The 22647-nt window shown below is 51.6% G+C and carries 20 protein-coding genes; 7 read left to right on the top strand and 13 right to left on the bottom strand.

Annotation, left to right across the window (positions count from 1 at the left end; translation table 11 throughout):
• Window positions 1-12: 12 nt before the first annotated feature.
• Entirely contained in the window at window positions 13-990 is a 978-nt protein-coding gene (locus tag QET93_RS07185; RefSeq protein WP_280132871.1) for a carboxymuconolactone decarboxylase family protein, read from the bottom strand.
• A 270-nt stretch (window positions 991-1260) separates the two neighbouring features.
• Here QET93_RS07185 and QET93_RS07190 point away from each other — a divergent pair, with 270 nt between their 5' ends.
• The 5 genes from QET93_RS07190 to QET93_RS07210 all read left to right on the top strand — a co-directional run bounded on the left by QET93_RS07190 (window position 1261) and on the right by QET93_RS07210 (window position 7284).
• Window positions 1261-2175, top strand: a complete 915-nt coding sequence (locus QET93_RS07190; protein ID WP_280132870.1) for a LysR family transcriptional regulator — start codon at window positions 1261-1263, stop codon at window positions 2173-2175.
• Window positions 2176-2300: 125 nt separating this feature from the next.
• Window positions 2301-3695 carry an efflux RND transporter periplasmic adaptor subunit gene (locus QET93_RS07195; protein ID WP_322189922.1) on the top strand — a complete coding sequence of 465 codons (1395 nt, stop codon included), beginning with the start codon at window positions 2301-2303 and terminating at the stop codon, window positions 3693-3695.
• A 99-nt stretch (window positions 3696-3794) separates the two neighbouring features.
• Complete coding sequence (locus tag QET93_RS07200; RefSeq protein ID WP_280126534.1) at window positions 3795-4499, top strand: ABC transporter ATP-binding protein; 705 nt, start codon at window positions 3795-3797, stop codon at window positions 4497-4499.
• Window positions 4496-5869: an ABC transporter permease gene (locus tag QET93_RS07205; RefSeq protein WP_280132868.1), complete on the top strand. Its 1374-nt coding sequence runs from the start codon at window positions 4496-4498 to the stop codon at window positions 5867-5869. The genes QET93_RS07200 and QET93_RS07205 overlap by 4 nt, the downstream gene beginning before the upstream one ends.
• 47 nt (window positions 5870-5916) lie before the next feature.
• Entirely contained in the window at window positions 5917-7284 is a 1368-nt protein-coding gene (locus QET93_RS07210) for a TolC family protein (protein ID WP_280126536.1), read from the top strand.
• A 39-nt stretch (window positions 7285-7323) separates the two neighbouring features.
• Here QET93_RS07210 and QET93_RS07215 read toward each other — a convergent pair whose 3' ends face one another.
• The 12 genes from QET93_RS07215 to QET93_RS07270 form a co-directional block, all read right to left on the bottom strand.
• Window positions 7324-7878 carry a GNAT family N-acetyltransferase gene (locus QET93_RS07215; protein ID WP_280126537.1) on the bottom strand — a complete coding sequence of 185 codons (555 nt, stop codon included), beginning with the start codon at window positions 7876-7878 and terminating at the stop codon, window positions 7324-7326.
• Window positions 7875-10466: an excinuclease ABC subunit UvrA gene (gene uvrA / locus QET93_RS07220; protein WP_280132867.1), complete on the bottom strand. Its 2592-nt coding sequence runs from the start codon at window positions 10464-10466 to the stop codon at window positions 7875-7877. The genes QET93_RS07215 and uvrA overlap by 4 nt, the downstream gene beginning before the upstream one ends.
• Window positions 10463-11131, bottom strand: coding sequence for a polymer-forming cytoskeletal protein (locus QET93_RS07225; protein WP_280132866.1), 669 nt, complete (start codon window positions 11129-11131; stop codon window positions 10463-10465). Before QET93_RS07225 ends, uvrA begins: the two co-directional genes overlap by 4 nt.
• 118 nt (window positions 11132-11249) lie before the next feature.
• Window positions 11250-11849, bottom strand: a complete 600-nt coding sequence (locus QET93_RS07230; RefSeq protein WP_280132865.1) for a polymer-forming cytoskeletal protein — start codon at window positions 11847-11849, stop codon at window positions 11250-11252.
• 110 nt (window positions 11850-11959) lie between these two features.
• Complete coding sequence (locus QET93_RS07235) at window positions 11960-12910, bottom strand: polyphosphate kinase 2 family protein (RefSeq protein ID WP_322189923.1); 951 nt, start codon at window positions 12908-12910, stop codon at window positions 11960-11962.
• A 140-nt stretch (window positions 12911-13050) separates the two neighbouring features.
• Window positions 13051-13416: a hypothetical protein gene (locus QET93_RS07240; RefSeq protein WP_280132864.1), complete on the bottom strand. Its 366-nt coding sequence runs from the start codon at window positions 13414-13416 to the stop codon at window positions 13051-13053.
• A 119-nt stretch (window positions 13417-13535) separates the two neighbouring features.
• A complete protein-coding gene (locus QET93_RS07245) occupies window positions 13536-14438 on the bottom strand; it encodes a PDZ domain-containing protein (RefSeq protein WP_280132863.1) in 903 nt (300 codons plus the stop codon).
• Window positions 14439-14469: 31 nt separating this feature from the next.
• Complete coding sequence (locus QET93_RS07250) at window positions 14470-14919, bottom strand: hypothetical protein (RefSeq protein ID WP_280132862.1); 450 nt, start codon at window positions 14917-14919, stop codon at window positions 14470-14472.
• 113 nt (window positions 14920-15032) lie between these two features.
• Window positions 15033-15632, bottom strand: a complete 600-nt coding sequence (locus tag QET93_RS07255; RefSeq protein ID WP_280126545.1) for a sigma-70 family RNA polymerase sigma factor — start codon at window positions 15630-15632, stop codon at window positions 15033-15035.
• Window positions 15633-15692: 60 nt separating this feature from the next.
• Window positions 15693-17612 (bottom strand): amidophosphoribosyltransferase, encoded by a 1920-nt coding sequence (locus QET93_RS07260; RefSeq protein ID WP_280132861.1) that lies wholly within the window; start codon window positions 17610-17612, stop codon window positions 15693-15695.
• Between the two features lie 39 nt (window positions 17613-17651).
• A complete protein-coding gene (gene purM / locus QET93_RS07265; protein WP_280126547.1) occupies window positions 17652-18656 on the bottom strand; it encodes a phosphoribosylformylglycinamidine cyclo-ligase in 1005 nt (334 codons plus the stop codon).
• A 218-nt stretch (window positions 18657-18874) separates the two neighbouring features.
• Entirely contained in the window at window positions 18875-19282 is a 408-nt protein-coding gene (locus tag QET93_RS07270) for an OsmC family protein (RefSeq protein WP_280126548.1), read from the bottom strand.
• A gap of 79 nt (window positions 19283-19361) precedes the next feature.
• Between QET93_RS07270 and QET93_RS07275 the strand changes: the two genes are divergently transcribed.
• Together QET93_RS07275 and QET93_RS07280 are read left to right on the top strand one after the other, a co-directional pair.
• Complete coding sequence (locus QET93_RS07275) at window positions 19362-21680, top strand: thioredoxin family protein (protein WP_280132860.1); 2319 nt, start codon at window positions 19362-19364, stop codon at window positions 21678-21680.
• Window positions 21681-21713: 33 nt separating this feature from the next.
• Complete coding sequence (locus QET93_RS07280) at window positions 21714-22601, top strand: glycoside hydrolase family 16 protein (protein ID WP_280132859.1); 888 nt, start codon at window positions 21714-21716, stop codon at window positions 22599-22601.
• Window positions 22602-22647 lie beyond the last annotated feature (46 nt).

Genomic DNA, 22647 nt, shown 5'->3' on the forward strand with positions numbered 1-22647 from the left:
CTATGGATTGATTTATCTTTCCGATGTCGCTGCTTTGTAGTCGGCATCGGAGACTGGTTCCCGCCAAGTGTTCTTGTTCGTTTGCGGATTGCATTCGATGGCGAGGTGGGAAAACCATCTATCCGGTGCGGCTCCATGCCAATGTTCTACATTCGGCGGGATTTCCACCACGTCTCCTGCCTGTAGCTTGCGGGCTGATTTTCCGCGTTCCTGATAGTAACCGATTCCTCCGACGGCAATCAGCATTTGTCCTCCGGTATGGCTGTGCCAGTTATTGCGGCAACCCGGTTCAAAGGTAACGTTGGCGACAGGAACTCCGAGTCTCTTGTCCTGCGTCAAGGGAGCCAGCCATGACTTTCCGGAGAAATACTGAGAGTATCCCGTATTTTCTCTTCCTGTTGGAAACGGGCTGATTGAGGGAATCCCGTTATGGTCTGTTCTGGCGATGGCGACGATTGCCTTTGTCTGTTCATCGTTAAGGCCGTTGTGCTTGCCAATGGCAATGTGGCCGTTCAACTGGCTGTCCACACCGTCCATTGCGGCGAGCATGGCAATTGTGGCCACCTCACGGGTTTGCCAGTCCAGATTATCACGTCCGAAAATGTCTCCGAAGAGATGGGCTTTCAGGAACTCGTCAATAGACGGTGCAAATTCGTAGATAGCGCCTTGAACGGGTACTCCTATAAGTTTCGTCTGGTTTTCCGTCCCGAATTCAATGCTTTTCCCTGCGGGGAGAGGTCCGGGCAATTTTCCCTGCCGATCTTTGTTTCCGCGTTCCTCAAGGAGGTTTTTGAATGTGTTCAAGGCATTGAGACTACGTGGAAATCCGCAGTAGGCGTAGACTTGTACGAGGACTTCCTTCAACTCGTTGACCGTGACTCCGGCATTCAGACCGGAAGTAAGAGCTTCCTTGAGTCCGTCTTGGTTGCCTTTGGCTGCCATGGAAGCGGCGGCGGCTATTTTCTGCTGTCTGATCGTTAGCGAATTCATGTTGGTGTCATTTCCATAAGTTACAGTACAAATTACGGCGAGAAGTGCGCCAAAAAAGAGTGATTGCATAGTTTTTCTCCTTTGTCTCCGGTGTTTGTTTCCCAACTGCTCCGACAAGCGTTATTTGGCCTCATGATCCGTGATACGAGTCCGTATTTCCTTTTTAGCATGCTTTTGCATCATAGCAAATACTTCTTTAGTATGGATTATTATGCTTGTTAGGCATAGTATATTATCTTATGGTAAAAATATAATAAGAAGGAATAATTAATGGAAATCAGAGTATTACGTTATTTTTTGGCAGTAGTGAGGGAGGGGAGCATTACGAGGGCTGCAGAATCTCTGCATGTTACCCAGCCTACGCTTTCCAGGCAGTTGAAAGACTTGGAAGACGAGTTGGGTCAGAAACTTTTTATCCGGAATTATCACCATATCACCTTGACGGAGGAAGGAAGGTTGTTCAGACAGCGAGCTCAGGAGATCATGGAGATGGTCTGCAAGACCGAATCTGAATTTGCAGCCATGGGAAATACCGTTGGCGGGGACATTTATATCGGGGGGGGAGAATCTGTTGCGATGAGGTTGATTGCCCGAGTGATGAGAGAAGTACAGACCGCCTATCCGGATATCCGATTTCACCTTTACAGTGGAATTGCAGATGACATTATGGAACGCCTTGACAAAGGTATGTTGGATTTCGGTCTTCTGATTCAGCCGGCCAATACCGCTAAATACGATTGCATCGACTTGCCGGCAAAAGATACATGGGGAGTTATTATGAGGAAGGACTCTCCCCTGGCTACGAAAAAGACTATTGATCCTCAGGACTTGCTGGGGCTTCCCCTGATTTTCTCTTCCAGACAAATAGTCCGGAACCAATCCGGGATGATTGGATATCCCGAATGGTTTGGCGGGAATTTCGACAAATTGAACGTGGTGTCTACTTACAACCTCATTTATAATGCGGCTCTCATGGTGGAGGAGGGGCTCGGTTATGTCATTGGCCTTGACCATTTGATTCATGTAACAGGGAACGGAAATCTTTGTTTTAGGCCATTGCAACCCAAATTGGAATCGGGAGTGAGCATTGTGTGGAAGAAATTCCAGGTGTTTTCGAACGCTGCTGAGATTTTCCTCGAAGCGCTTCGGCACCAATTTACCCAGCAGCAAGACTCCGGAGAATGAATTGGAACGGGTTGATGATTCCTCTTCTCGGAACGTGTCGGAAGCAGATCCCCAAAAATCAAACTTGAGAAAAATTATTGAAACTTTTCCTGCAAGGTGGAGTATAATTCTCCGTGAACGGTTTTTTGAAAATTGGTATTGTAGTAGGCGTAGCGGCTGTCGGGTGGTGGGGCTGGTCAATGTGGAAGGCGGAGGATGGCATTCAGATTCAATTCAAAACATCTCCTTTGGAAAAATCGGACTTTCGGTTGACTATTGATTCAACGGGAACGGTGGAACCTACGGAGCTTGTGGAAGTGAGTGCCCAGGTGACCGGGATTATTCTAGAACTTGGCAAGGATGTGAATGGCAAGACGGTCGATTATGCCAGTGAGGTCAAGCAGGGCCAGCTTCTGGCGAGGATCGACGACGTTGTAGTGAAGAACGACATCAAGAGAGCTGAAGCCAACATTGCCCAGTCCAAGGCTAATATTGCCCAGTGCGAGGCCAATATCCTGCAAGCCGAAGCCCAGCATCGCCAGGCGAAGCGTGATCGTGCCCGTGCGGAGAAGCTGGGGCCGGGCGATGCATTGTCCCAGTCCAGTTACGATCAGTATATATCTGCGGAAGAAGTGGCGAATGCCGCCGTGGCGTCTTCCAAAGCTTCTTTAGAGCAGGCTAAGGCCTCTTTGCTGGCCGCGGAGGCCGCCTTGGTGATTGAGAAGCGCAATCAGGAATATACGACGATTACTTCTCCCGTGGACGGTACGGTCATTACTCGTCTTTATAACGTCGGTTCGACAGTGGTATCCAATATGAGTGCGACGACCATGTTCTATGTGGCCAAGGATTTGAGTGAAATCCAGGTCTGGGCTGCCGTGAACGAAGCTGACATTGCCAATATCCACCCCGGTCAGAAGGTTCTCTTTTCCGTTGATGCTTATCCTGGGCGTTCCTTTAGCGGAACGGTCAACAAGATCCGTCCGAATGCGACGATGACATCTAATGTTGTGACCTATATTGTGGAGGTCGATGCCAAGAACCCCAACAAGATTCTGCGTCCCTACATGACGGCCGATGTCAATTTCATCGTGCAGGATTTGAAGGATGTATTCGTTGTGCCGAATGCGGCGTTGAGATTTTCTCCGACGAAGGAAATGATTGATCCTGCAATCAAGGACGAATTCAAGAAGAAGAGCGAAGAAATTTATGCCAAGAGCCAGGAAGATGTCGAGCAGGCGGACGGCAGTGGCAAAGAACCGGAGAAGGAGCTTTCCCTGATCTGGGAAAAGAAAGGAAATTATGTAGCTCCCATTTGGGTGATGGCTGGTGAAACCAATGGAATGGTAACTCCGGTTGAGTCCAAGCAGTTGAAAGAAGATATGGAGATTGTTCTCTCGGCTACGGGGCAAGACGGTTCCGCCGCCGTGGAAAGCGATGAGTCGGCGACGACGAATCCCTTCGTGCCCAAGATGCCTCCCAGACGTAAGAATCAAAACAAGAAGAGCAGTTCCAACAGTGGGCCTCCTCCTCGTCCCTGATCCGGGAAGGCCGGCCCTTTCTCGGAGTTCCTCCGGTACGGAAGAACTCCGGGAGCGAAAGGGAAGCTGTTGTTTCATTCAAAAAAGTTTTATTCTGTTGTGATTACATTGCGAGACATAACCAAGGTTTACCGTCTGGGCGAGATTGATCTGGAGGTACTTAAGGGGATTTCCCTGAGTATCGGAGAAGGTGAGTTCGTCTCCCTGACCGGGGCATCCGGTTCCGGTAAATCTACCTTGATGAATATCCTGGGCTGCCTGGATCGTCCGACAGCCGGACAATACATTATCGCCGGTCAGGATGTGGCCGAGGCGAATGCCGACCAACGCGCCCTGTTGCGCAACAAGAGGATCGGATTCGTATTCCAGAACTTCAATTTGCTTTCCAGAACGTCCGCTTTGGAAAATGTGATGATGCCGGCCGCCTACTGTCATCCCCCCAGGTCGATGAAGGAAATTCGTTCCCGTGCTGAGGAATTGCTTCATATCGTCGGACTTGACGATCGCATGGATCATTCTCCCGCCCAATTGTCCGGTGGTCAGCAACAGCGTGTGGCTATTGCCCGTTCCCTGATTAACAATCCCAGTATTCTTCTGGCAGACGAACCGACGGGTAATCTGGATTCTTCGACTTCTCGCGAAGTTCTGCACATGTTCAGGGATTTGAATCGAGAACAGGGGATTACCGTCATTTTGGTGACGCACGATCCGAAGATTGCCTCTTTTACCGACCGAGCTATCCACATGGTGGACGGGCGTATCAGCGAAGGGGTATCCTCCATGATTAATGAGGACAAGTTATGAAATTCATTCCCCTTCTCAAAACCTGTATCCGAGCTCTCGTCCGCAATCCGATGCGGGCGTCCTTGACGATCCTCGGTATTATTATCGGTATTGCAGCCGTGATTGCGATGATGGAAATCGGACGGGGGTCGACCGAGCAAATCAAGAGCCAGATTGCTTCCATGGGGGCGAATACGCTCAATATCTTTCCCGGTTCCGTTACACGCGGCGGCGTTCGTTCCGGTGCCGGTGGGAGAGCGTCCCTGACTCCCGGAGATTGCGAGGCCATTGCCCGTGAATGCGAAACCGTTGTCCGGGCTACGCCCGTCGTGAGAACGGGCGGGCAGATTGTGTACGGCAATACAAACTGGAGCGCCGGTTCTATTGAAGGCGGTACGGTAGATTACCTCCGTATCCGCGATCTTGAAGATCTTGAATCGGGGAATCCCTATTCAGAGGCGGACGTAACAAGCGCCAGGCGGGTTTGCCTGCTGGGGCAGACGATTGTTCGGGAATTGTTCGGAACTGAAAATCCCATAGGAAAAGATGTCCGCATCAAGAACGTATCATTCAAGGTGATCGGTGTCCTGAAAAAGAAGGGAGCCAATATGATGGGGCGCGATCAGGACGATATCATCGTCATGCCGTGGACGAGTATTTCCTCCCGTCTTCAAGGGCTGGGCGGATATGCTTCCGCTTCCTCCTCCTCCTCGGCGACGAGTACGACGGTCAAGAATGCCCGTTCGCTTTCCTTCCCGACGACATCTGTCAATTACTATGCAACGACGGAGAAGGAACCCTACTCGGATGCTCCTCATCCCCGTCGTTTCAAGACTATTGAAAACATCATGGTGGAAATCTCCAATCCGGCCGAATCCCAAAAGTGCATTGAGGAGATTTCCCAGGTGCTGCGGGCGCGCCACCGTCTGCAGGAAGGCGACGATGACGATTTCCGCGTCTGGGATATGGCGGAAGTATCCCGCGTGATGAGTTCCACTTCCGAGGTGATGACCAATCTTCTCCTTGTTGTGGCTATGATCTCCTTGGTCGTCGGCGGCGTCGGTATTATGAACATCATGATGGTATCCGTAACGGAACGTACCCGTGAAATCGGTCTGCGCATGGCTGTGGGAGCCCGTCCTCGCGACATCATGCGTCAATTCCTGCTGGAAGCCGTGCTTCTTTGCCTGATCGGCGGTGCCATTGGTATTGTCTTTGGACGTACTGTGTCTCTGATTGTCAGCCATGTGCTCAAGTGGCCAACGGCAACAGCCCCGGAAGCTATGGTTCTGGCAGTAGCCGTTTCGGCGGCTATCGGTTGTATTTTTGGTTGGTATCCGGCGTGGAAGGCTTCCAAGATGGATCCTATCGACGCATTGCGCCATGAGTAAACGTAATAGTCAGTTTTTTGTCCTCTGTACCCATATCTTTTTATTCCATGAGAATTGCTTCTTACATTTGCCTGTCCTCCTGCTTGCTGACCTCCTGTATGGTGGGTCCTGATTTTACAAAACCCGAGAGCAGTTTGCCTGCTTCCTGGGCGACGGCGCTTCCTCCGAAATCGAATTTGAAAGATCTGACTGCCTGGTGGACGATTTTTGGAGATCCTCAATTGAACCGTCTTGTGGCGCAAGCCGAGTCGAACAATCCCGACATGAAAATGGCCCTGATGCGTGTTCAGGAAGCCCGTTCATCAGCCAGGATAGCGGGAGCCTCCCTGTTGCCTTCATCCAGTGCCGGCTTCGGTGCAGGCCGGGGAACATCCGACGGCTGGGGAAGATCTTCTTCCTCATCATTCTCTCTGAATGCGGATGTGTCCTGGGAATTGGACGTATTTGGCGGCAATCGCCGTACGGTGGAAGCGGCAATGGCGTCCCTGCTTTCCACGGAGGCTAATGCTTTGTCCGTGAAAACGGCGCTTATGGCAGAGGTTGCGACGACGTATTTTTCATGGATTGCATCGGTGGAGGAATTGCGCGTTGCCAGGGAACAGCTTGAACTTCAGAAAAAGACGCTGGATATCGTCACGAGACGCAAAAATGCGGAACTGGCATCTTCCCTCGACCTGGAACAGGCGAGATCCCAGGTTGCCAGTACGGAGGGCAATATTCCGGTGATGGAGGCCAACATGAAGGAGATGGAAAATACACTGAGTGTGCTCCTCGGTTCCTATTTGAAGCAAGGACGCTTGACTACTCCTTCTCTGGAATTGACAGGTAAATTGCCGACGGTACCGATTGGCCTGCCTTCGGAGTTGCTGAGGAGGCGTCCCGACATCATCGGAGCTGAAGCGGATCTCCACGCCGCCGTAGCCAATGTCGGTGTTGCCGTTTCCGATTTGTATCCGCGTTTCAGTTTGACGGGATCTGCCTCGTCGGGAGCCCGGTCGTTTGACGATGTGTTTCGCAGTCATTCCGCCAATTGGTCTCTCGGCAGCAATGTGAGCCAGCCCTTGTTCCGCGGCGGGGAGCTGAGGGAACGAGTCAAGATGCAGAAGGTGGCGGCCGAACGGGCTGGAGAGGCGTATCGCAAAGTCCTCATTACGGCTGTGAGCGAGGTGGAAAGCGCCTTGATTGATTATGCTTCCAGCAAGGAACGGCTCTCTTACCTGATTGAGCAGAATGAATCCAACAAGAAAGCTGCCAAGTATTCACTGGATCTGTACACGGCCGGACAGACGGATTTCCTGAATGTGGTGACGGCGCAAAGTTCGTGGTTGCAGTCGGAAGTTTCTATTGTTTCCATGCGCCAGAATATCCGTAAATCCGTTGTCAAGCTAGCCCTTGCCCTTGGCGGCGGCTGGTAAACATGAGAGAAAGCACAGTGCTTGTCTTGCGTTTCTGTTTCAGTTCTGCTTTGGGGAGGATTGGAGGCGGGGCATGACGGGAATGTGGTACTCAATGGCGTCGAGTTGTTTGCCGGTATCACTACGGATTTCGGAGCGGTCAGCCATGATACCTCCGCAGGATTCCGGGATGCGGCGGCTGGCGATGTTGCGTCTGTCTGCCTTATAGATGAAGTAATCGGGGTTGAGACAGGAAGCTGCAAAATCCATGATTCCCAGAATGGCCTCCTTCCCGAATTGGTGCCCATGTGCTTCTTGTTTCAGCCAGATGCCTAATTCCGGAGTCGGAGTGTGGTATTCGTGGAGGCCGGAGCAACCGAGGAATTCTCCGGTTTCCGTCAGGATGATGGCGAATTCGAGATCTGTACCGTTTTGTCTGGCCGTAATCGCGTTTTGGATGAATTCCCGGGTATCTCTGATATCACCTGTGGGCTGGGGGATCATGTAAGCAGTGATATCCAGAGTGAAAAAGCGGAAGATATCATCTTCGAAACGTTCCGTCAGAGGGACGAGTTGCAGACGTGCCGTAATGATGGTTGTCTCTGCAATATTCATGATGGGACGGAGGAATACGGAAATGTGGTGCGCGATAGGCGAGAACGCAGCCAAGGGGCAGTCGGGGAGATATTGCGGGTAGCAATTTCGATCGGAGTCCCCTGGTCGACGATAATACCTCCATTTTTCCCGGCGCCGGGCCCCATGTCAATCATCAGGTCGGCTGCGGCAAGCATGTCCAGATTGTGTTCAATACACAAAATGGTATGTCCCGCATTCCTTAGTTCGCCGAGTGCCTGGATGAGCATGGCCACTTCTTGGAAATGGAGACCGGTGGTAGGTTCGTCCAGAATGAACAGGCTGGGCGGAAGTCCTCCGGGATTATCGGGAATTTTGGCCAGTTCCGTAGCGATTTTAACGCGTTGCGCTTCTCCACCGGAAAGCGTGGAGGAGGGACGGTCTAGCGTCATGTAACCGAGACCTATACGCTGGAGGCTTTTGAGGATGGCCGCTGCTCTGGGGATGGGGGCGAAGATTTCCAGAGCTTCATCTACGCTGAGGGCAAGGAGTTGAGCAATGGATTTGCCTCTCCAGGTGACTTCCAGGGTTTCCCGGTTGTAGCGGCGGCCCTGGCAGGCGTCGCAGGGCACGATGACATTGCTGAGGAAGTGCATGTCCACTTCGATGAATCCTGTACCAAGGCACCGTTCACAGCGTCCGCCGCGTACATTGGTAGAAAAGCGCGAGGCGGTGTACCCTCGTTGGCGGGAAAGGGGAAGATGGGCAAATAGAGGTCTTAGGATGTTCAGAAAACCTGTGGCCGTAGCAGGAGTCGAGCGCGGAGATTGGCCGATGGGAGATTGGTCGATGAGGGCGAAACGGGAAAATGAGGATGCCCCTTCAAGGGAATCCCAAACGGGACCGGCGCCTTTGGGGTCGGCGTCTTTTAACGCCGGGATCAGGCAGTCCATGACAAGGGTAGATTTGCCGGATCCAGATGGGCCTGACAGGCAGGTAAGCGTTCCTCCGCGAAGGATGAGATCCACATTTTTCAGATTGTGGGCATGGGCACCTTTCAAGACAAGGCCGGAGGGGGATTCCCGGAGGGGGGCTGATGAAAAGGACGGCATTTGCCTGGAACCGGAGAGCCATGGGCCGGTGATGGACTGGGGGGTATCCATGATTTCCAAAGAGGTCCCCTGAAAGAGGACGGAACCGCCTAAAGGACCTGAACCGGGCCCCATATCTACCATATAGTCCGCTTCACGAAGAAGCTGCTCGTCGTGCTCGATGACGAGGATAGTGTTGCCCATGTCCCGGAGGCGTTTGAGAGCCTTGATCAACCTGTCCGTATCTTCGGGATGCAAACCGATGGTCGGTTCATCCAGAATATAGAGAACTCCGGAGAGGCCTCCTCCCAGCTGGGAAGCTAGCCGGGCTCGTTGGAGTTCTCCTCCGGACAAGGTAGATGCCGGGCGAGAGAGAGACAAATAACCCAGGCCGAGAGAATTGAGGAATCCCGTCCTCTTTTCGATTTCGTTTTTGACCTGGCGGATGGCCGGTTCCATGAATCCGGGAATTTCCAGATGAGCCATACAGTCGGCAAAGTCTTCAAGCGGCATGTCCAGGAGTTCCGGAAGGGATACTTCACTGCTGCCAGTGAGGAGGGTGACGGCGCGTGCAATGGGATTGAGACGGCTCCCCCGGCATTCCGGGCATTTGATGGTATGGTGTGCTTTTTTTCCGGAGGAATTGGCATTCACCGTGCCCATACCCTGGCAGGCAGGGCAGAAGCCTTGAGGGGAATTGAATGAGAAATGCTTGGGGGTGAGCTGGGGCAGGACGAAGCCCGTATCCGGATTACGGTATCGGGTATAGAAGGATTCATGACGGGCAGGAGCGTCTTGTGGCTGAAGAACGGCACTGATTTCGTCCGGGTTGATACGGAATGCCGTTTGCATGGAGTCTGCCAGGCGTGAGGCGGATTCCTCGCCGCGTAGAATGATGCGGTCGATGACGATGGAGAGATGTTCCGGTGCGCTGTTGAGGGCTCCGGTCAGAATATCGTCGATGTCGCGGATTTCTCCGTCCCACATGACGCGCAGGAATCCCTGCCTGAGGAAGTCCCTCAGGGTATCCTTCACATCCGATTCTTCTCCGGACAGGAAACCGGAATGTACGGGGGACAGGAGGGTAAGGCGGGTTCCTGCCGGATTGGCCAGAAGAGCTTCGGCGATGGAATCTGACGTCATGCGGATAAGTTCGCGACCGGTATCCGGATCGTGGGGAATGCCGATTGCAGCGAATGCGACACGAAGATAGTCGATGATTTCCGTGATGTTACCTAAGAGAGAGCGCGGACCGTAAAGGCCGGGGGATTGTTCCAGACAGAGGGCAGGAGGGAGGCCGGTGATGGAATCCGCGTCTGGTTTGTCCGGCTGAGTCATGGATTGCCGGATTTTGGATGAAAGGCAGTCGAGGAAACGTCTTCTGGATTCGGCGAAGAGCGTATCAACGGCCAAGGTCGATTTTCCTGATCCGGACGGTCCGCACAGGACGATCAGAGAGTTGCGGGGCAGATCGATATCAATGTTTTTGAGATTGAACTGCTTGGCTCCGCGGATGGATATGGGGAGTTTGGCGTTCATGCGGGTACCGTTTTGGAGTACTGGCCGAAGTGGGAACCTCCTTCTTCAATGATAAGGTTGGGGCAGTTGACATCGCCGAGGATTTTGCCGGTCCGTGTGATGGTGATTTTTTCTTTACAGTTCAAGGTTCCATTGAAGACTCCGGAGATGGTAGCATTCTGAACCGAGACAGGCTGGACGAACGTAGCATTGACTTTGCGTTCAAGGATGAGTTCCCGGGCGCATAGTCTGCCTTGAATGTGTTGATCCTCCTTGATGGTACAGGTGCCGGAACAGGTGAAGTTGCCGGAGACTTTGCCCATGAGGGTCAAATGACGGGCTTCAATCGTGATTCCTTCCAGCCGGGTTCCTTCCCGGACGAGGACATCGCCGCGCGTGCGGGCTGTAGTTCGATAGGATCGGCTGTGAATGGCAATGTCATCCAGATTGATGTATGCGGAGCAGTGGTGGCATTTGGCGGAAAGGGCGGCTTCCGGAACGAGGGAAATTCGTCCGCATTCAAAACAGATGACGGGTTTTTGAGAGATATTTGCTTTGGGGGTATCCCCTATAGCGGAGAGGGTCTCCATAAAAGATGTCTTTGGCACCGTATCGGTAATGCTCCGCTTGCCGGAAGGAGCCTCCGTTTTTCTGGGAATAGGATGGAATGTCGATGAATGATTCATGCGGGCCGGTAAGGTTGGAGCCGAAGAAAACGGTACCCCTGCACGCCGTGATGACGGAGGGGTACCATGAAGATATGGAAAGAGGAAAAATAACTCCGTTTTCCTGTCCGCAACCGGCTTATTCGCCAGAGACGAAGGATGAGGGAGGAATATCGTCTACGGTAAATTCGCTCTGTTTGACGGAGGGGATTTCAGGTTCTTGGGGAAGAGGAATGGAGGTGGAGGGAACGCCTACCGTGGAACGTCCGATGAAGATGGCTCCTGCTTCGACTGAGAGCTGGGCTGCCTTGATATCGCCGACGAGTTCTGCGGAGGCTTTTAGTTCCACTCTGTCGGTGACGGTGATATTACCGATGACTTTACCGTGGATTGTGACGGATTTGGTATTGATTTCCGCCTTGATTTCCGCGTTTTCTCCAATGGTCAGGATACCGTCGGAAAAGATTTTGCCTTCTACATAACCGTCGATCAGCAGATCGTCCACAAAACGCAGGGTACCGACAACTTCTACATCTGAGTTGAGTACGTTGCGAGTGATGGACTGGGGAGCCCGGGTCATGGGGCTTTGTGCGGTAAAGGAGGGTACTTCCGGTGCGGGAGCGGGAGCTTCATCATGGATGGAGTTCCATGCTGGAGAGGAGGGCTGCTGGTACGTATCGTGGGAATCCGTATCAGTAGGCGTGGAAGAAGGGGGAACCGTTTTAAATGACTTGAACATGATGGTCGGGTAGGGGGTAAAAGTTGCCGTTGGAGAATTCCGAAAGGAATCTAGAATAGATACGTTGCAAATGGAACATTTTTTATCGTATGCAATGAAAAAAAGGGAGATTATTTTTTCTTCTTCCCGGGACGTGAACTTTGTGTGGTGGATTTCTTTTTACCCTGTGACGGTTTTGTTGTTGTTTCTTCTTCTAAAGTCTTTTTATACAGTGGGTAGTTTTCTTTTTCACCAGCTGACGGATCGGGGTATTCAAGGCGAAGGGAGGCGAGTTTTTCAACAATGGCGGTGAGGACAACGATACGTGCAAACCATTTGTTGTCGGCCGGGACAATATACCATGGGGCATTGCTGGACGAAGTGTGCGTGATCATGGATTCAAACGCTTTTTGGTAGTCGTCCCAGAAGACGCGTTCCCGGATGTCGGAAGGGGAGAATTTCCAGTTTTTTTCCGGGATGTCCAAGCGATCCAGAAAGCGTTTTTTTTGTTCTTCGGGCGAGATGTGAAGGAAAAATTTGATAATGTGCGTCTTGTTGCGGGAAAGGTGTTCCTCCATGTGACGGATGGATTTGTAACGATCCTTCCAGAATTTTCCATCAGCTTTGCCAGGGGAGAAGCCTTCTTCTTCCAGTAATTCAGGATGGACTTTGGTGACAAGTACTTCTTCGTAGTAGGAACGGTTGAAGATTCCGATCATGCCGCGTTTGGGCAGGCATTGGGTCGTTCTCCACAGAAAATCGTGTGCCAGTTCGTCATGGGATGGCTGTTTGAAGGAATCTACTCGGCAACCTTGAGGGTTGACACCGCTCATGACATGTTTGATGGTACTGTCTTTGCCGGCTGCATCCATGGCCTGGAGAACGATGAGCAGGGAATGGCGAGCGCTGGCATAGAATACTTCCTGAAGGGATCCCATGTAGCTGATTCCATTTTCCAACCTTTCCATGAGGGCCTTTTTCTGATTTTTCCGGAACGGGCCTGTATCTCCCGGATCGTAGGATGAAAGGCGGAAGCCATTTCCGTCCGTGATACGGAAGGGAGATATAAACTGGCTGCACATTCTGGCTATTTCCCGAGGGTGGGAATGAGGGGTAATCAAAGGTTTCCGGTTCTCCATGATGTTACGACACAATGAGGCTCTTCATTGTTCAAATGAAGAGCCTTGAGAAGAGGAATATGGAAATTTGTTTCGGATTGTGATTATTTGCGCTGGGCGTTTTTCCCTTCTTCGATCAATTTCCAGAACGTTTTGGATTCTTTTAAAATTTCATCTTCGTTGACGTTGCTTAGCTTGGAACGGAAGAGGAAATCCGAGAAACTGTTTTTATCCAAGACGCGGTGGACGACGACTTTACCATCCAGAATTTCGAAGTAAATGCGGTAATCTTTAGCTCTGAAACGGTACAATGATTTGCCATCGTGTTCGATTATTCCGAATGACGTGCCAGCCAGATTTTGGAGTGTCGATTCCGATACTTGGAATTCTCCGAGCAGATCCAGTTGTTCCAAGGTAGGGATTTGAGAGATTTCAGCGGCGCTTATCTCATTGAAGACGATTTGAAGCATGGCTTCTTTTGTAGTGGCAACGCCTACCGTGATCAAGCATGTATCGTTGGTAGCAATAGGAAAATATCCTGAATCGGAATGGATGAGCTCTTTTCCTTCCTGGAAAAACAGAACCGGGGTTACCGCTTTATTCTCTGGATATCGGGAACGATATTGTCGATCGTCAGTATTTTCGTCCCCCGGATAACTTTGATGCTAATCGGTTTGTCATCTCCAATGTAATGAATTGCATTGAGGAAATCCTTGTATTTGTTGATGGACTTGCCGTTGAAAGAGATGATGATGTCGCCGGGACGTACGCCGGCTTTGTCCATCGGCCCACCGGGAGTGACTTGCACGACTTCAGGAGTACAGCAGTTGACATCCATTTGGCAACCGAGCCGAATTCTATCCGCTGCTGGGTGCTGCGCGAAAAAGGATACGAATTGGGCCGGGAGAAGATAATAGCTTCCTGTGTCGTGCGACAGGCTGGTCATGACAAATCCAACAAAAGTTCCCTGCGGCGTGAAACAAGCTTGTCCGCGGTCTGGGCGTATCTGGCCTGTGGGAAACTGAACACGGCAAAGCGGAATGATAAAACTGATGCCGGAATGGTAATGTTCCTCCCCGATATAAACTCCGTCGATTTCATTCCCTTCTTTGTCATAAAAAACCACTGCATCACCCCGTTTCAGATCGGAAGAGGAGGTTGTTTTGATGATCTGATCTCCGGGAGGAGGGGATGAGAGCCTGAACAAGGTCAGGCCCAATCTGCTTCTGTTGGACAGGAGATCACATGGGATGGTTTCTTCCTGTCGGTCTTGAGGTGAAATCGAAAACTCACATGCCATTTGCAACGCAAGGTCTTCCTTACGGGAGATCAGAGCCGCTGCAATGTCTTTCTGGATGAGAACGACATTGGTGGATATAACCGAAGGTTGCTCATGCTCGCCGGTACACGTTAAGCGGAAGGATCTATTCGTTGCGAAGGCGACTGATTGAGCGCATAGTAATCCCAATGCAATGGTGAAAATATGTCTCATGTCACCGGATGGGGTAGTAAGTTGGCCGGAATTAGAAATCAGCCAGTTGCCTGGTTATCGGGAGGACCTTTTCTTTTTGTTCCGTATCCTGGAGATCTCTCTGATTGGATGGAACGTTTTCAATGATCAGCGTTGGCTGTTCAAGGCTCACAGGGGTACTGGCTCCGCTATCGCCCGGACCGTAAATTGCAGGGCCGGGATCGCCTTCCGAGGAGAAGACAATGGCACAGGCAATGAGCGCCGTACAAGTTCCCATGGCACCATAAGCCCATTTCCAACCATTGAAGTTCTGAAAATATGCGTGAATATGTTCTTTGAAAAGGGCGAAGGACGATTGACGAACGATTTCGGAAGAACTACGTTTCTGAAAGTCATTCAGGAAACGATCTTCGAAATCGTCCGGATATGGGACTTCCGCTCGGAGTGTTGCCAGCATCTTGACAAGCTGATCCTCACGGGAAATATTTGCTTTTTGATCCATGTCGGGAATTTTGTTGAATTATTGTTGGATAGATACCAAAGGGGACGGAATGCATCACAACTGGATAAGTTGACAGTTTCCAAGCCCGTCGTGTTCAAAAAAGATATATTTTTTTATTCGAGATATTCAGATAAAATCCCTTGGAGTTGTTTATGGGCGTAATGAAGGCGGGAACGCATGGTTCCTTCGGAGATGCCAAGCATGACACTGATTTCGGAATGGCTCAGTCCCCGGACATCGTGGAGGACGACGATTTCACGGTGTTTATCGGACAGTTTAAGAAGGGCTTCACGGATTTTATCCTTCAATTCGGTCATTTGAAGTACTTTCTCCGGATCGGAGCCGTTGGAGTCGTCCGCCATGGACATGTCCTTCTCTTCGTGGGAACCGTACTCATCGTCATCCAGACTGTACATGGCACGTTTGTTCCTTTTTTTCAGGAAATTCCTCGCATGGTTCAATGCGATGGAATGCAACCATGTGTAGAAGGCGCTTTGTCCGTTGAAGTAGCGGAGGGAACGATAGGCCTTGGCAAAAGCTTCCTGGGCAATATCGTAGGCATCGTCGTAACTGTCCGTCATCTGATAGAGGACGGAGTGCAGCTTGCGGCTGTGTCTTTTGACCAGTTCGTCATAAGCACGGGACTCGCCATTTTTGGCAAGTTCGACGAGCTGGACATCGTCCATATCCTTTATGGAGCAAGAACTGTTCATAGGTAATATAATTGTCCGGAGAATATGCATGAAAGATTGCTGTAAGGGCAATCTTTCTTTTTAAAGAGGTAGGTCATACGCACGACCATCCTCGCCCAGGAACCACTTGATGTAGGCTACGTTGACGGTCGTATAGCCGCCCGGAGTCGGATAGTCTCCGGAGAAATACCAGTCGCCGCAGGGGCCTTCGATGCTCTTGTGGAGGTCTTCGATTGTCTGGAAAATGACTTCAATGGGACATTGGGCATCGTGCGGGGTAACCAGACGGGTTATTTCTTCAGTGATTTCCTGTTCGGTGAACGGAGCGTAGATGGCTTTGACGCAGTTGCGCCGTTCTTCTTTGGGCTTGGTGAGTTCTTCTTTACAGGCTTGGTAGACCTCATCCAGAAGGATGCCCATGTTGCGTTGTTTGATGAGGGAAATGGCAGCTTGGAAGGCAATAAATTTGCCGAGTTCCGACATGTCAATGCCATAGCAATCCGGGTAGCGGACTTGAGGGGCTGTCGAGGCAATGACGATCTTGCGGGGCTTGGTACGGCCCAGAATGCGTAGAATGGATTTGCGGAGGGTCGTACCGCGGACGATGGAATCGTCGAGGGCGACGAGGACGTCATCCGGTCCGACGGCGCCGTAGGTCAGATCGTAAACGTGGGAAACAAGTTGGGCGCGACCTTTTTCCTGTGTGATGAAGGTGCGCATCTTAATGTCCTTGTGCGCGATTTTTTCACCACGCGGCCAGCGTTTGAGGATGGCCGTGTCCAGAAGTTCTTCCGTGATTGTACCGTTGTTGAATGAATCGAGCAGGATTTTGTGTACTCGTTTACGGCGGTAGAGTCTCAACCCTTCCAGAAGGCCGTAGTAGGCTGTTTCCGCCGTATTGGGGATGTAGGTAATGGCGGCTTTGTCGAAATGGTCTTCAAGGGATTCGACGACGCGTGTAGTCAGCGCTGCACCCATGGCTTTGCGTTCCCGATAGATAATAGGATCGTTGCCGCGTGAGAAGTAGATTTTTTCGAAGGAACAAGGAGTCGGTTCCAGAGGCGTTGTATAGGGAGAGATCGCATACCTGCCGTCGGACTCAATGGTGAGGACGTGTGCAGGGGGAAGTTCCTGGACTTGTTCGTTTTCTACTTCGAAAACGGTCATGAGAGGGACACGTTCCGATGCGACGGCGATGTATTCGTCCGTAATGAGATAGTGGCAGGGACGTATGCCGTGAGGATCGCGCAGGCAGAAGAAGTCGCCGTTGCCGATGGCTCCGAGAATGGTGAAACCGCCGTCCCAGGCTTCTGCGGAGGAACGGATAATCTGGGGGATGTTCAGGTATTCGGAGATCAGTTTGGGAATTTCCGGGCCAGGGATGCCTTCTTCCCGGTACTTGCGGTAGAGTTCGTTGTGGGCTTCGTCGAGATGGTAGCCGATTTCTTCAAGAACAGTTTGGGTATCCGTGCCGAAGACGGGATGCTGTCCACGGGCGATGAGACGCTGGTTGAGCTCTCCAGCGTTGGTCATGTTGAAGTTACCTAGTACCATGAGCGTGCGTGTCGTCCAGTTGGTGCGGCGCAGGTAGGGATGGCAGGAACCTTCGTCGAATACGCCGGAGGTGCCGTAGCGCAGATGCCCCATGAGGATTTCACCTCCGTAGTCGAATTCACGTTTGACTGCCTCGGCATCGGTCAGGTCGAGCTGTCCCTTACGTGATTTTTTGTTGAGCTTTTTAATCTGCCCGTTGAAGATATTGGGCAGGGCGTCTTTGCTGGCATCACGGGTACGGAACAGGTAAGGCTGGCCGAGGGGCATGTTCAGTTTGACGCAACCGACACCGGCTCCGTCCTGTCCGCGGTTGTATTGCTTCTCCATGAGGAGGAACAACTTGTTGAAGCCCCAGAGGCAGGAACCGTACTTGTCTTGGAAATAAGAGAGAGGTTTAAGGAGGCGGATTGCGGCGATGCCGCATTCGTGTTTCAAGAAGTCGCTCATCGAAGTAAATACCTTGAGGTCTTATTGAGAGGAACGTTTTTACTTGTTGTCGGCAACTTTGACGGTGATGCCGGCTCCTTCCCTGAGGGTCCCGATGACTGTGCCGCCCGGACCTGCCGAGAGCGCTGCTTCCACGTCTCCGGGGCTGACGATGGCGATCCAGCCGATACCCATGTTAAAGGTATTGAATCGGTCGTTGTCATCAACGAATTGGAGGATTTTTTGAACGGGGGCGTTGTCCCAGTAGGGAATCGTCAGGTCGGCACCGAAATCGCCGAGGAAACGTTCCAGATTTTCCGGCAGTCCGCCACCGGTGATGTGCGCATAGGCTTTGGGGGTGATGCCAAGTTTGCGCATGTCGGCGACAACGTCATGGTAGAGGCGAGTCGGCGCGAGCATGGCGCGGAGTTCTTCTTCGTTGACGACGTCGGGATTGCTTTCGAGAACGCGGCGGACGAGACTCCAACCGTTGGCATGGAAACCGTCCGATTTGTAGCCGACAAAGACATCGCCGGGTTGGACGGTCGTCGGATCGATCATTTGGCTTTTTTCGCAGCATCCGATGCAGAAACCAGAGAGTTCTACGATGTCTTCCGGAACAACTCCGGGCATTTCGGCTGTTTCTCCGCCAGCGAGGATGCAGTTACAGGATTCGAGGTAATCGCACATTCCGGCAACGAGGCGGGTGATGCGGGTGCGTTCCTTTTCTACATTGGAGATGCCGAGATAGTCGAGGAAGAGCAGAGGATCGCCTCCGGTCGTCAGGATGTCGTTGACGTTCATGGCAACGAGGTCTTTGCCTGCCGTTTCGGGCATGTCCATTTCGAAGAGAATTTCCGTTTTGGTACCTACGCCATCGCATCCGGTTACGATTACCGGTTCCTTGTAGGAACTCAGATCGTAGGCAGCGGCAAACAGGCCGAAAGCCTGGTGCAATTTGCGGTGTTTTTGAGTACGCTTAACGTGTGCACTGATGGCGGATACGAATGAGGCGGCTTCTTTCGTATCCACTCCCGATTGCTTGTAGGTCAATTTACCGGACATGTGAAGAGGACTGTGTGAAACTATCCTAGACTTTGGCTTGCCTCTAGGCGAGTCCAAAAACATATTTCTGTGTCCATGAATGGCGTGGGCGGCTTTTTCCTCTTTATCGGCAGAGGTTTTTTCGTTCGGGCATCCATGGAAACAATGGAAAAAACAGAACCGTTTCCCTCGGAAAAGGAGGGGAAACGGCTCTGGAGGATAAAATCGCGGCTATGATATCAACCGATCCAGTTCCAGGTGATCGGGATGTCGATGTCGGGATGAAGGCTCTTTTTGACCGGACAGGTCAGAGCGGCGTTTTCCAAGGCACTGCGATCAGGATGGTCGGGTGGCAGCGGTACGGTGATGGTGACTTCCAGTTTACCGATGCGACGGGGATCGGCATTCATGTGTTTGCCTACTTCTACCGTCATGCCTTCAATCGGAAGTCCTTTTCTTTCGGCGACGATACCCATGATGGTACTCATACAACCGGCAAGGGCGGCTCCGACGAGATCAGTTGGGGAGAAGCTTTCTCCCTTGCCATGATTGTCGAGGGGGGCATCCGTGTAAACCTGTGCTCCGGAAGGTTCGTGAACCGCAGAACACCGAAGGTTGCCTTCATAGCGTGTAATTGTTTTGACCATGTCACTATTCTATACCCTCCGCGGGCTTGTGCAACTCTCAAAAGATTGTCAAAGGTGGTAATTCTGCTAAAAACGGTTCATGAAATTGTTTTTTAAAAAATGGATCGTTTTGTTAACGCTCCTATGTTGCGGATACAGCGGCGCTGACGGTGCCGGACTTGGCGCCGGGTTGCCGGGAGGAATGAGCTTACCGGGCATGGAGGGAATGCAGGATGGGGGTGACTCCCCTATGGCTGGAGTGAAAATCGGAGCGACGGTAGAGTCTTACAGTGACAAACCTTTTGTCGTTGTCTCTGAAATCAAACTTGCCGATGCTTGGCACGCCTATTTTACAAATCCCGGGACGGTAGGTCTGCCCGTGGAGGCTGTGATGAAGCCTGTGCCGGGGTTCGATATTAAAGGGCCGTTCTGGGCTGTGCCCACTCGTTCTGCATCTGACTTGGGCGTGTTCTATGGTTATTCCTCTCCTCGTGCCGCTTTCGTTGTGACTCCGGGTGCCGATGCTCCGGACAAGGTGGATTTGTCTGTGGAGATGACATGGCAGGCCTGCCGCGACGGCCAATGTTTGTCGCCGGAATCAAAGGAATTGACTCTTTCTCTCAGCCGGGGCGATGGTCGTGAATCGTCCGATGCCTCTTCTCTGGTCAAAGGCATTGTCGGTCTTGAGCCTCCGGTTTGGGCTCGCGGACTGCAGACGACCTGTTCCGTTGATGGTCAGAAGATTTTCCTGTGTGTGAAGTTAGCGGCAAATGTCACTCTTCCGGAGGGAAAACCTGTTTATTTCTTTTCTCTGACGGGAGAGATCATGCCGACGGCAGAGCAGGTATGGAAGAAAAATGCTGACGGCAGCTACACGTTGGAAATGGAGAGGAATATGAATAAAGATTCCCTCTATCCTAATTCCAATGAGGGTGAAGATGGGGCTCTTCTTCCGGTTTCCTCTCTCAAGGGGGTTTTGGCAATTGATGGTGAAGGAGTCTTGGTTGATGCGCCCTCTGTTTCAAATGCTCGGGGGGAGGCAATTGTGGAACAACAGATTCCTGCTTCCGGGAATTCTGCTGTATCTCCGATTGCAGCCAATGCCCGGGGGATTGCCGCTCCTGCCGGGGAAGATGATCCCGGATTATTGGTAATCTGCGGTTTGCTCTTCCTGGGAGGTTTGATTTTGAATCTGATGCCGTGTGTTTTCCCCGTATTGGGCTTGAAGGTGCTTAGCTTTGTCCAATTGGGTGGGGGAGAACGCCGCAAAGTGTTTACCCATGCCATGGCGTTTGTCGTTGGCGTGGTAGCGTCGTTCTGGGCAATTACATTGCTTCTCATTGTATTGAAATCCGGGCTGGAGGGAACCGGACAAACGATTAACTGGGCATTCTGGATGGAAGAGCCGTGGGTGATTTATTCCCTGATGCTGTTGATGCTGATTTTGGGCATGAGTATGTTCGGTATCTTTGAAATCGGAGTTGGGGCGACAGCTGTCGGCAATGACTTGCAAAACCGCAAGGGCTACGCCGGTTCATTCTGGTCTGGAGTGCTGGCGACCGTCGTGGCGACTCCGTGCAGCGCACCGTTCCTCGGGACAGCTATTGCTCCGGCTTTGGCATTGCCTTCTCTAGGCATGTGGCTGGCCTTTACCTGCATGGGGCTTGGGATGGCTTTCCCCTATGTGATTCTTGGCGCGTTCCCCGGGTTGGTGAAATATTTGCCGAAACCCGGTGCCTGGATGGAGTCCTTCAAGCAGGGGTTGTCCTTTTTCCTTTTTGCTGCCGCTGCCTGGCTGTTGTGGACGTATATGGGCTTTTTCACGGATTCCAGTCTGTTGTTGAATGCCATGATCGGACTTGTTGCTTTCTGTACTTCCGGCTGGATCTATGGAAGATGGTGTCCGATGTACAAGAGTAAGCGGACGCGTCTGATTGGCGGAGCGGTCGCCATCATCGTTGCTGCAACCGGCATTTGGTTCTCTATGCCGATTCATCAGGATGATGCCTCTCCGGCTGATGTGCCTGCGGTGAATGTGAATACCTCGGAATGGGGAACATGGTCTCCGGAAGCCGTTCAAGAAGCCTTAAATGCAGGACATCCGGTTTTTGTCGACTTTACCGCACGCTGGTGTTTGACGTGTCAGGTTAATAAAAAAATGGCCTATACGGAGGATGTCAAAAAGATGATGGCGGAATATGGCATTGTGCTGCTCCGTGCGGATAAAACCAGACCGAATCCGACCATTGACAGTGCATTGAAGGAATTAAACCGCTCCAGTGTTCCCGTCAATGTCCTGTACGTACCGGGTCAGCCCAAGCCCTTCATTACATCGGAAATTCTTACGTCCGGCTATTTGACGGACTTCTTCAAAGAACATCTAGGCTCTCCCGAGCAGTGGAGCAGTAGAGACAAATAAAAATCAATTTGAGGAACCCTCGAAAATCCTTCCATGAAAGCTTCCGGAATTATTCTTTGTCTTTTTACTGTTGCCGTTTTCGGAACATTTTCGGATGCAGCTCCTCCTCGAAAGTTGCCTGGAGGATGGACTCTCATCTGGAATGATGAATTTAACGGCAATAGTCTGGATACTACGAAATGGAAACCGGAATTGGGAGTGATCCGCAATGCCGGTTCCCAGCAAACCTACACGGGGCGGCGTGAAAATATCCGGGTGGAAAAGGGGTGTCTGGTGCTCGAAACACGGTTCGAGCGCTTTAAGAATATCCATTTCAATCCCTCGGGGAAAGGTTGGATCCAGCAAACGGAATACATGCCTTATACCTCCGGTTCAGTGACGACCAAGGACACCCGGCTGTTCCATTACGGCAGGTTGGAAGTGCGGGCCAAACTCCCCAAAGCCAAGGGGATTTGGCCTGCTATCTGGCTTTTGGGAAAGAACCAATGGTCGTGGCCGGCCAATGGTGAGATCGACATGATGGAAAATATTTCCCAAGAGCCGAATACTGTCTATTCGACCTTCCATATGAGCCGTGACGGGGTTTCACTTCAAGACGTATCCAAAGGCGGAACGGTCAAAATCCCCCACTTGCCGGATGATTTCCACCTCTATGTGATGGAATGGACACCGGATGCCATCCGTCTGATGGTGGATGACAAGTTGGTAAAATCCATCGACTTGGGACAGACTGAATACCCGGGAGGCGCCGGCAATCCCTTCAGGACTCCCTTCTACTTGATTCTCAATTCTGCAGTCGGAGGGGAATGGTGTGAAAAAGCTCCTGGAGACGGTGCGGGATATCCTGTCAAATTTCTCGTTGATTATGTCCGCTTCTATCAGACGAAAGAGCTTTACGAAGCAGAAAAAAATGCGAAGTAGCCCCGGAAGGCTGGAAGCTCGTTGTGCTTCATTATAAACGTACGCC

This window comes from Akkermansia sp. N21116, from assembly GCF_029854705.2.
Taxonomy (GTDB): Bacteria; Verrucomicrobiota; Verrucomicrobiia; order Verrucomicrobiales; family Akkermansiaceae; genus Akkermansia.

Bases quoted from the DNA above. Each gene is read 5' to 3' on its own strand.
- QET93_RS07205 (WP_280132868.1), top strand. From the start codon at position 4,496: ATGAAATTCATTCCCCTTCTCAAAACCTGTATCCGAGCTCTCGTCCGC.
- QET93_RS07275 (WP_280132860.1), top strand. From the start codon at position 19,362: ATGAAATTGTTTTTTAAAAAATGGATCGTTTTGTTAACGCTCCTATGT.
- QET93_RS07255 (WP_280126545.1), bottom strand. From the start codon at position 15,632: ATGAACAGTTCTTGCTCCATAAAGGATATGGACGATGTCCAGCTCGTC.
- QET93_RS07270 (WP_280126548.1), bottom strand. From the start codon at position 19,282: ATGGTCAAAACAATTACACGCTATGAAGGCAACCTTCGGTGTTCTGCG.
- QET93_RS07210 (WP_280126536.1), top strand. From the start codon at position 5,917: ATGAGAATTGCTTCTTACATTTGCCTGTCCTCCTGCTTGCTGACCTCC.
- uvrA (WP_280132867.1), bottom strand. From the start codon at position 10,466: ATGAACGCCAAACTCCCCATATCCATCCGCGGAGCCAAGCAGTTCAAT.
- purM (WP_280126547.1), bottom strand. From the start codon at position 18,656: ATGTCCGGTAAATTGACCTACAAGCAATCGGGAGTGGATACGAAAGAA.
- QET93_RS07245 (WP_280132863.1), bottom strand. From the start codon at position 14,438: ATGAGACATATTTTCACCATTGCATTGGGATTACTATGCGCTCAATCA.
- QET93_RS07280 (WP_280132859.1), top strand. From the start codon at position 21,714: ATGAAAGCTTCCGGAATTATTCTTTGTCTTTTTACTGTTGCCGTTTTC.
- QET93_RS07190 (WP_280132870.1), top strand. From the start codon at position 1,261: ATGGAAATCAGAGTATTACGTTATTTTTTGGCAGTAGTGAGGGAGGGG.
- QET93_RS07225 (WP_280132866.1), bottom strand. From the start codon at position 11,131: ATGAATCATTCATCGACATTCCATCCTATTCCCAGAAAAACGGAGGCT.
- QET93_RS07185 (WP_280132871.1), bottom strand. From the start codon at position 990: ATGAATTCGCTAACGATCAGACAGCAGAAAATAGCCGCCGCCGCTTCC.
- QET93_RS07240 (WP_280132864.1), bottom strand. From the start codon at position 13,416: ATGCTTCAAATCGTCTTCAATGAGATAAGCGCCGCTGAAATCTCTCAA.
- QET93_RS07260 (WP_280132861.1), bottom strand. From the start codon at position 17,612: ATGAGCGACTTCTTGAAACACGAATGCGGCATCGCCGCAATCCGCCTC.
- QET93_RS07230 (WP_280132865.1), bottom strand. From the start codon at position 11,849: ATGTTCAAGTCATTTAAAACGGTTCCCCCTTCTTCCACGCCTACTGAT.
- QET93_RS07215 (WP_280126537.1), bottom strand. From the start codon at position 7,878: ATGAATATTGCAGAGACAACCATCATTACGGCACGTCTGCAACTCGTC.
- QET93_RS07235 (WP_322189923.1), bottom strand. From the start codon at position 12,910: ATGTGCAGCCAGTTTATATCTCCCTTCCGTATCACGGACGGAAATGGC.
- QET93_RS07250 (WP_280132862.1), bottom strand. From the start codon at position 14,919: ATGGATCAAAAAGCAAATATTTCCCGTGAGGATCAGCTTGTCAAGATG.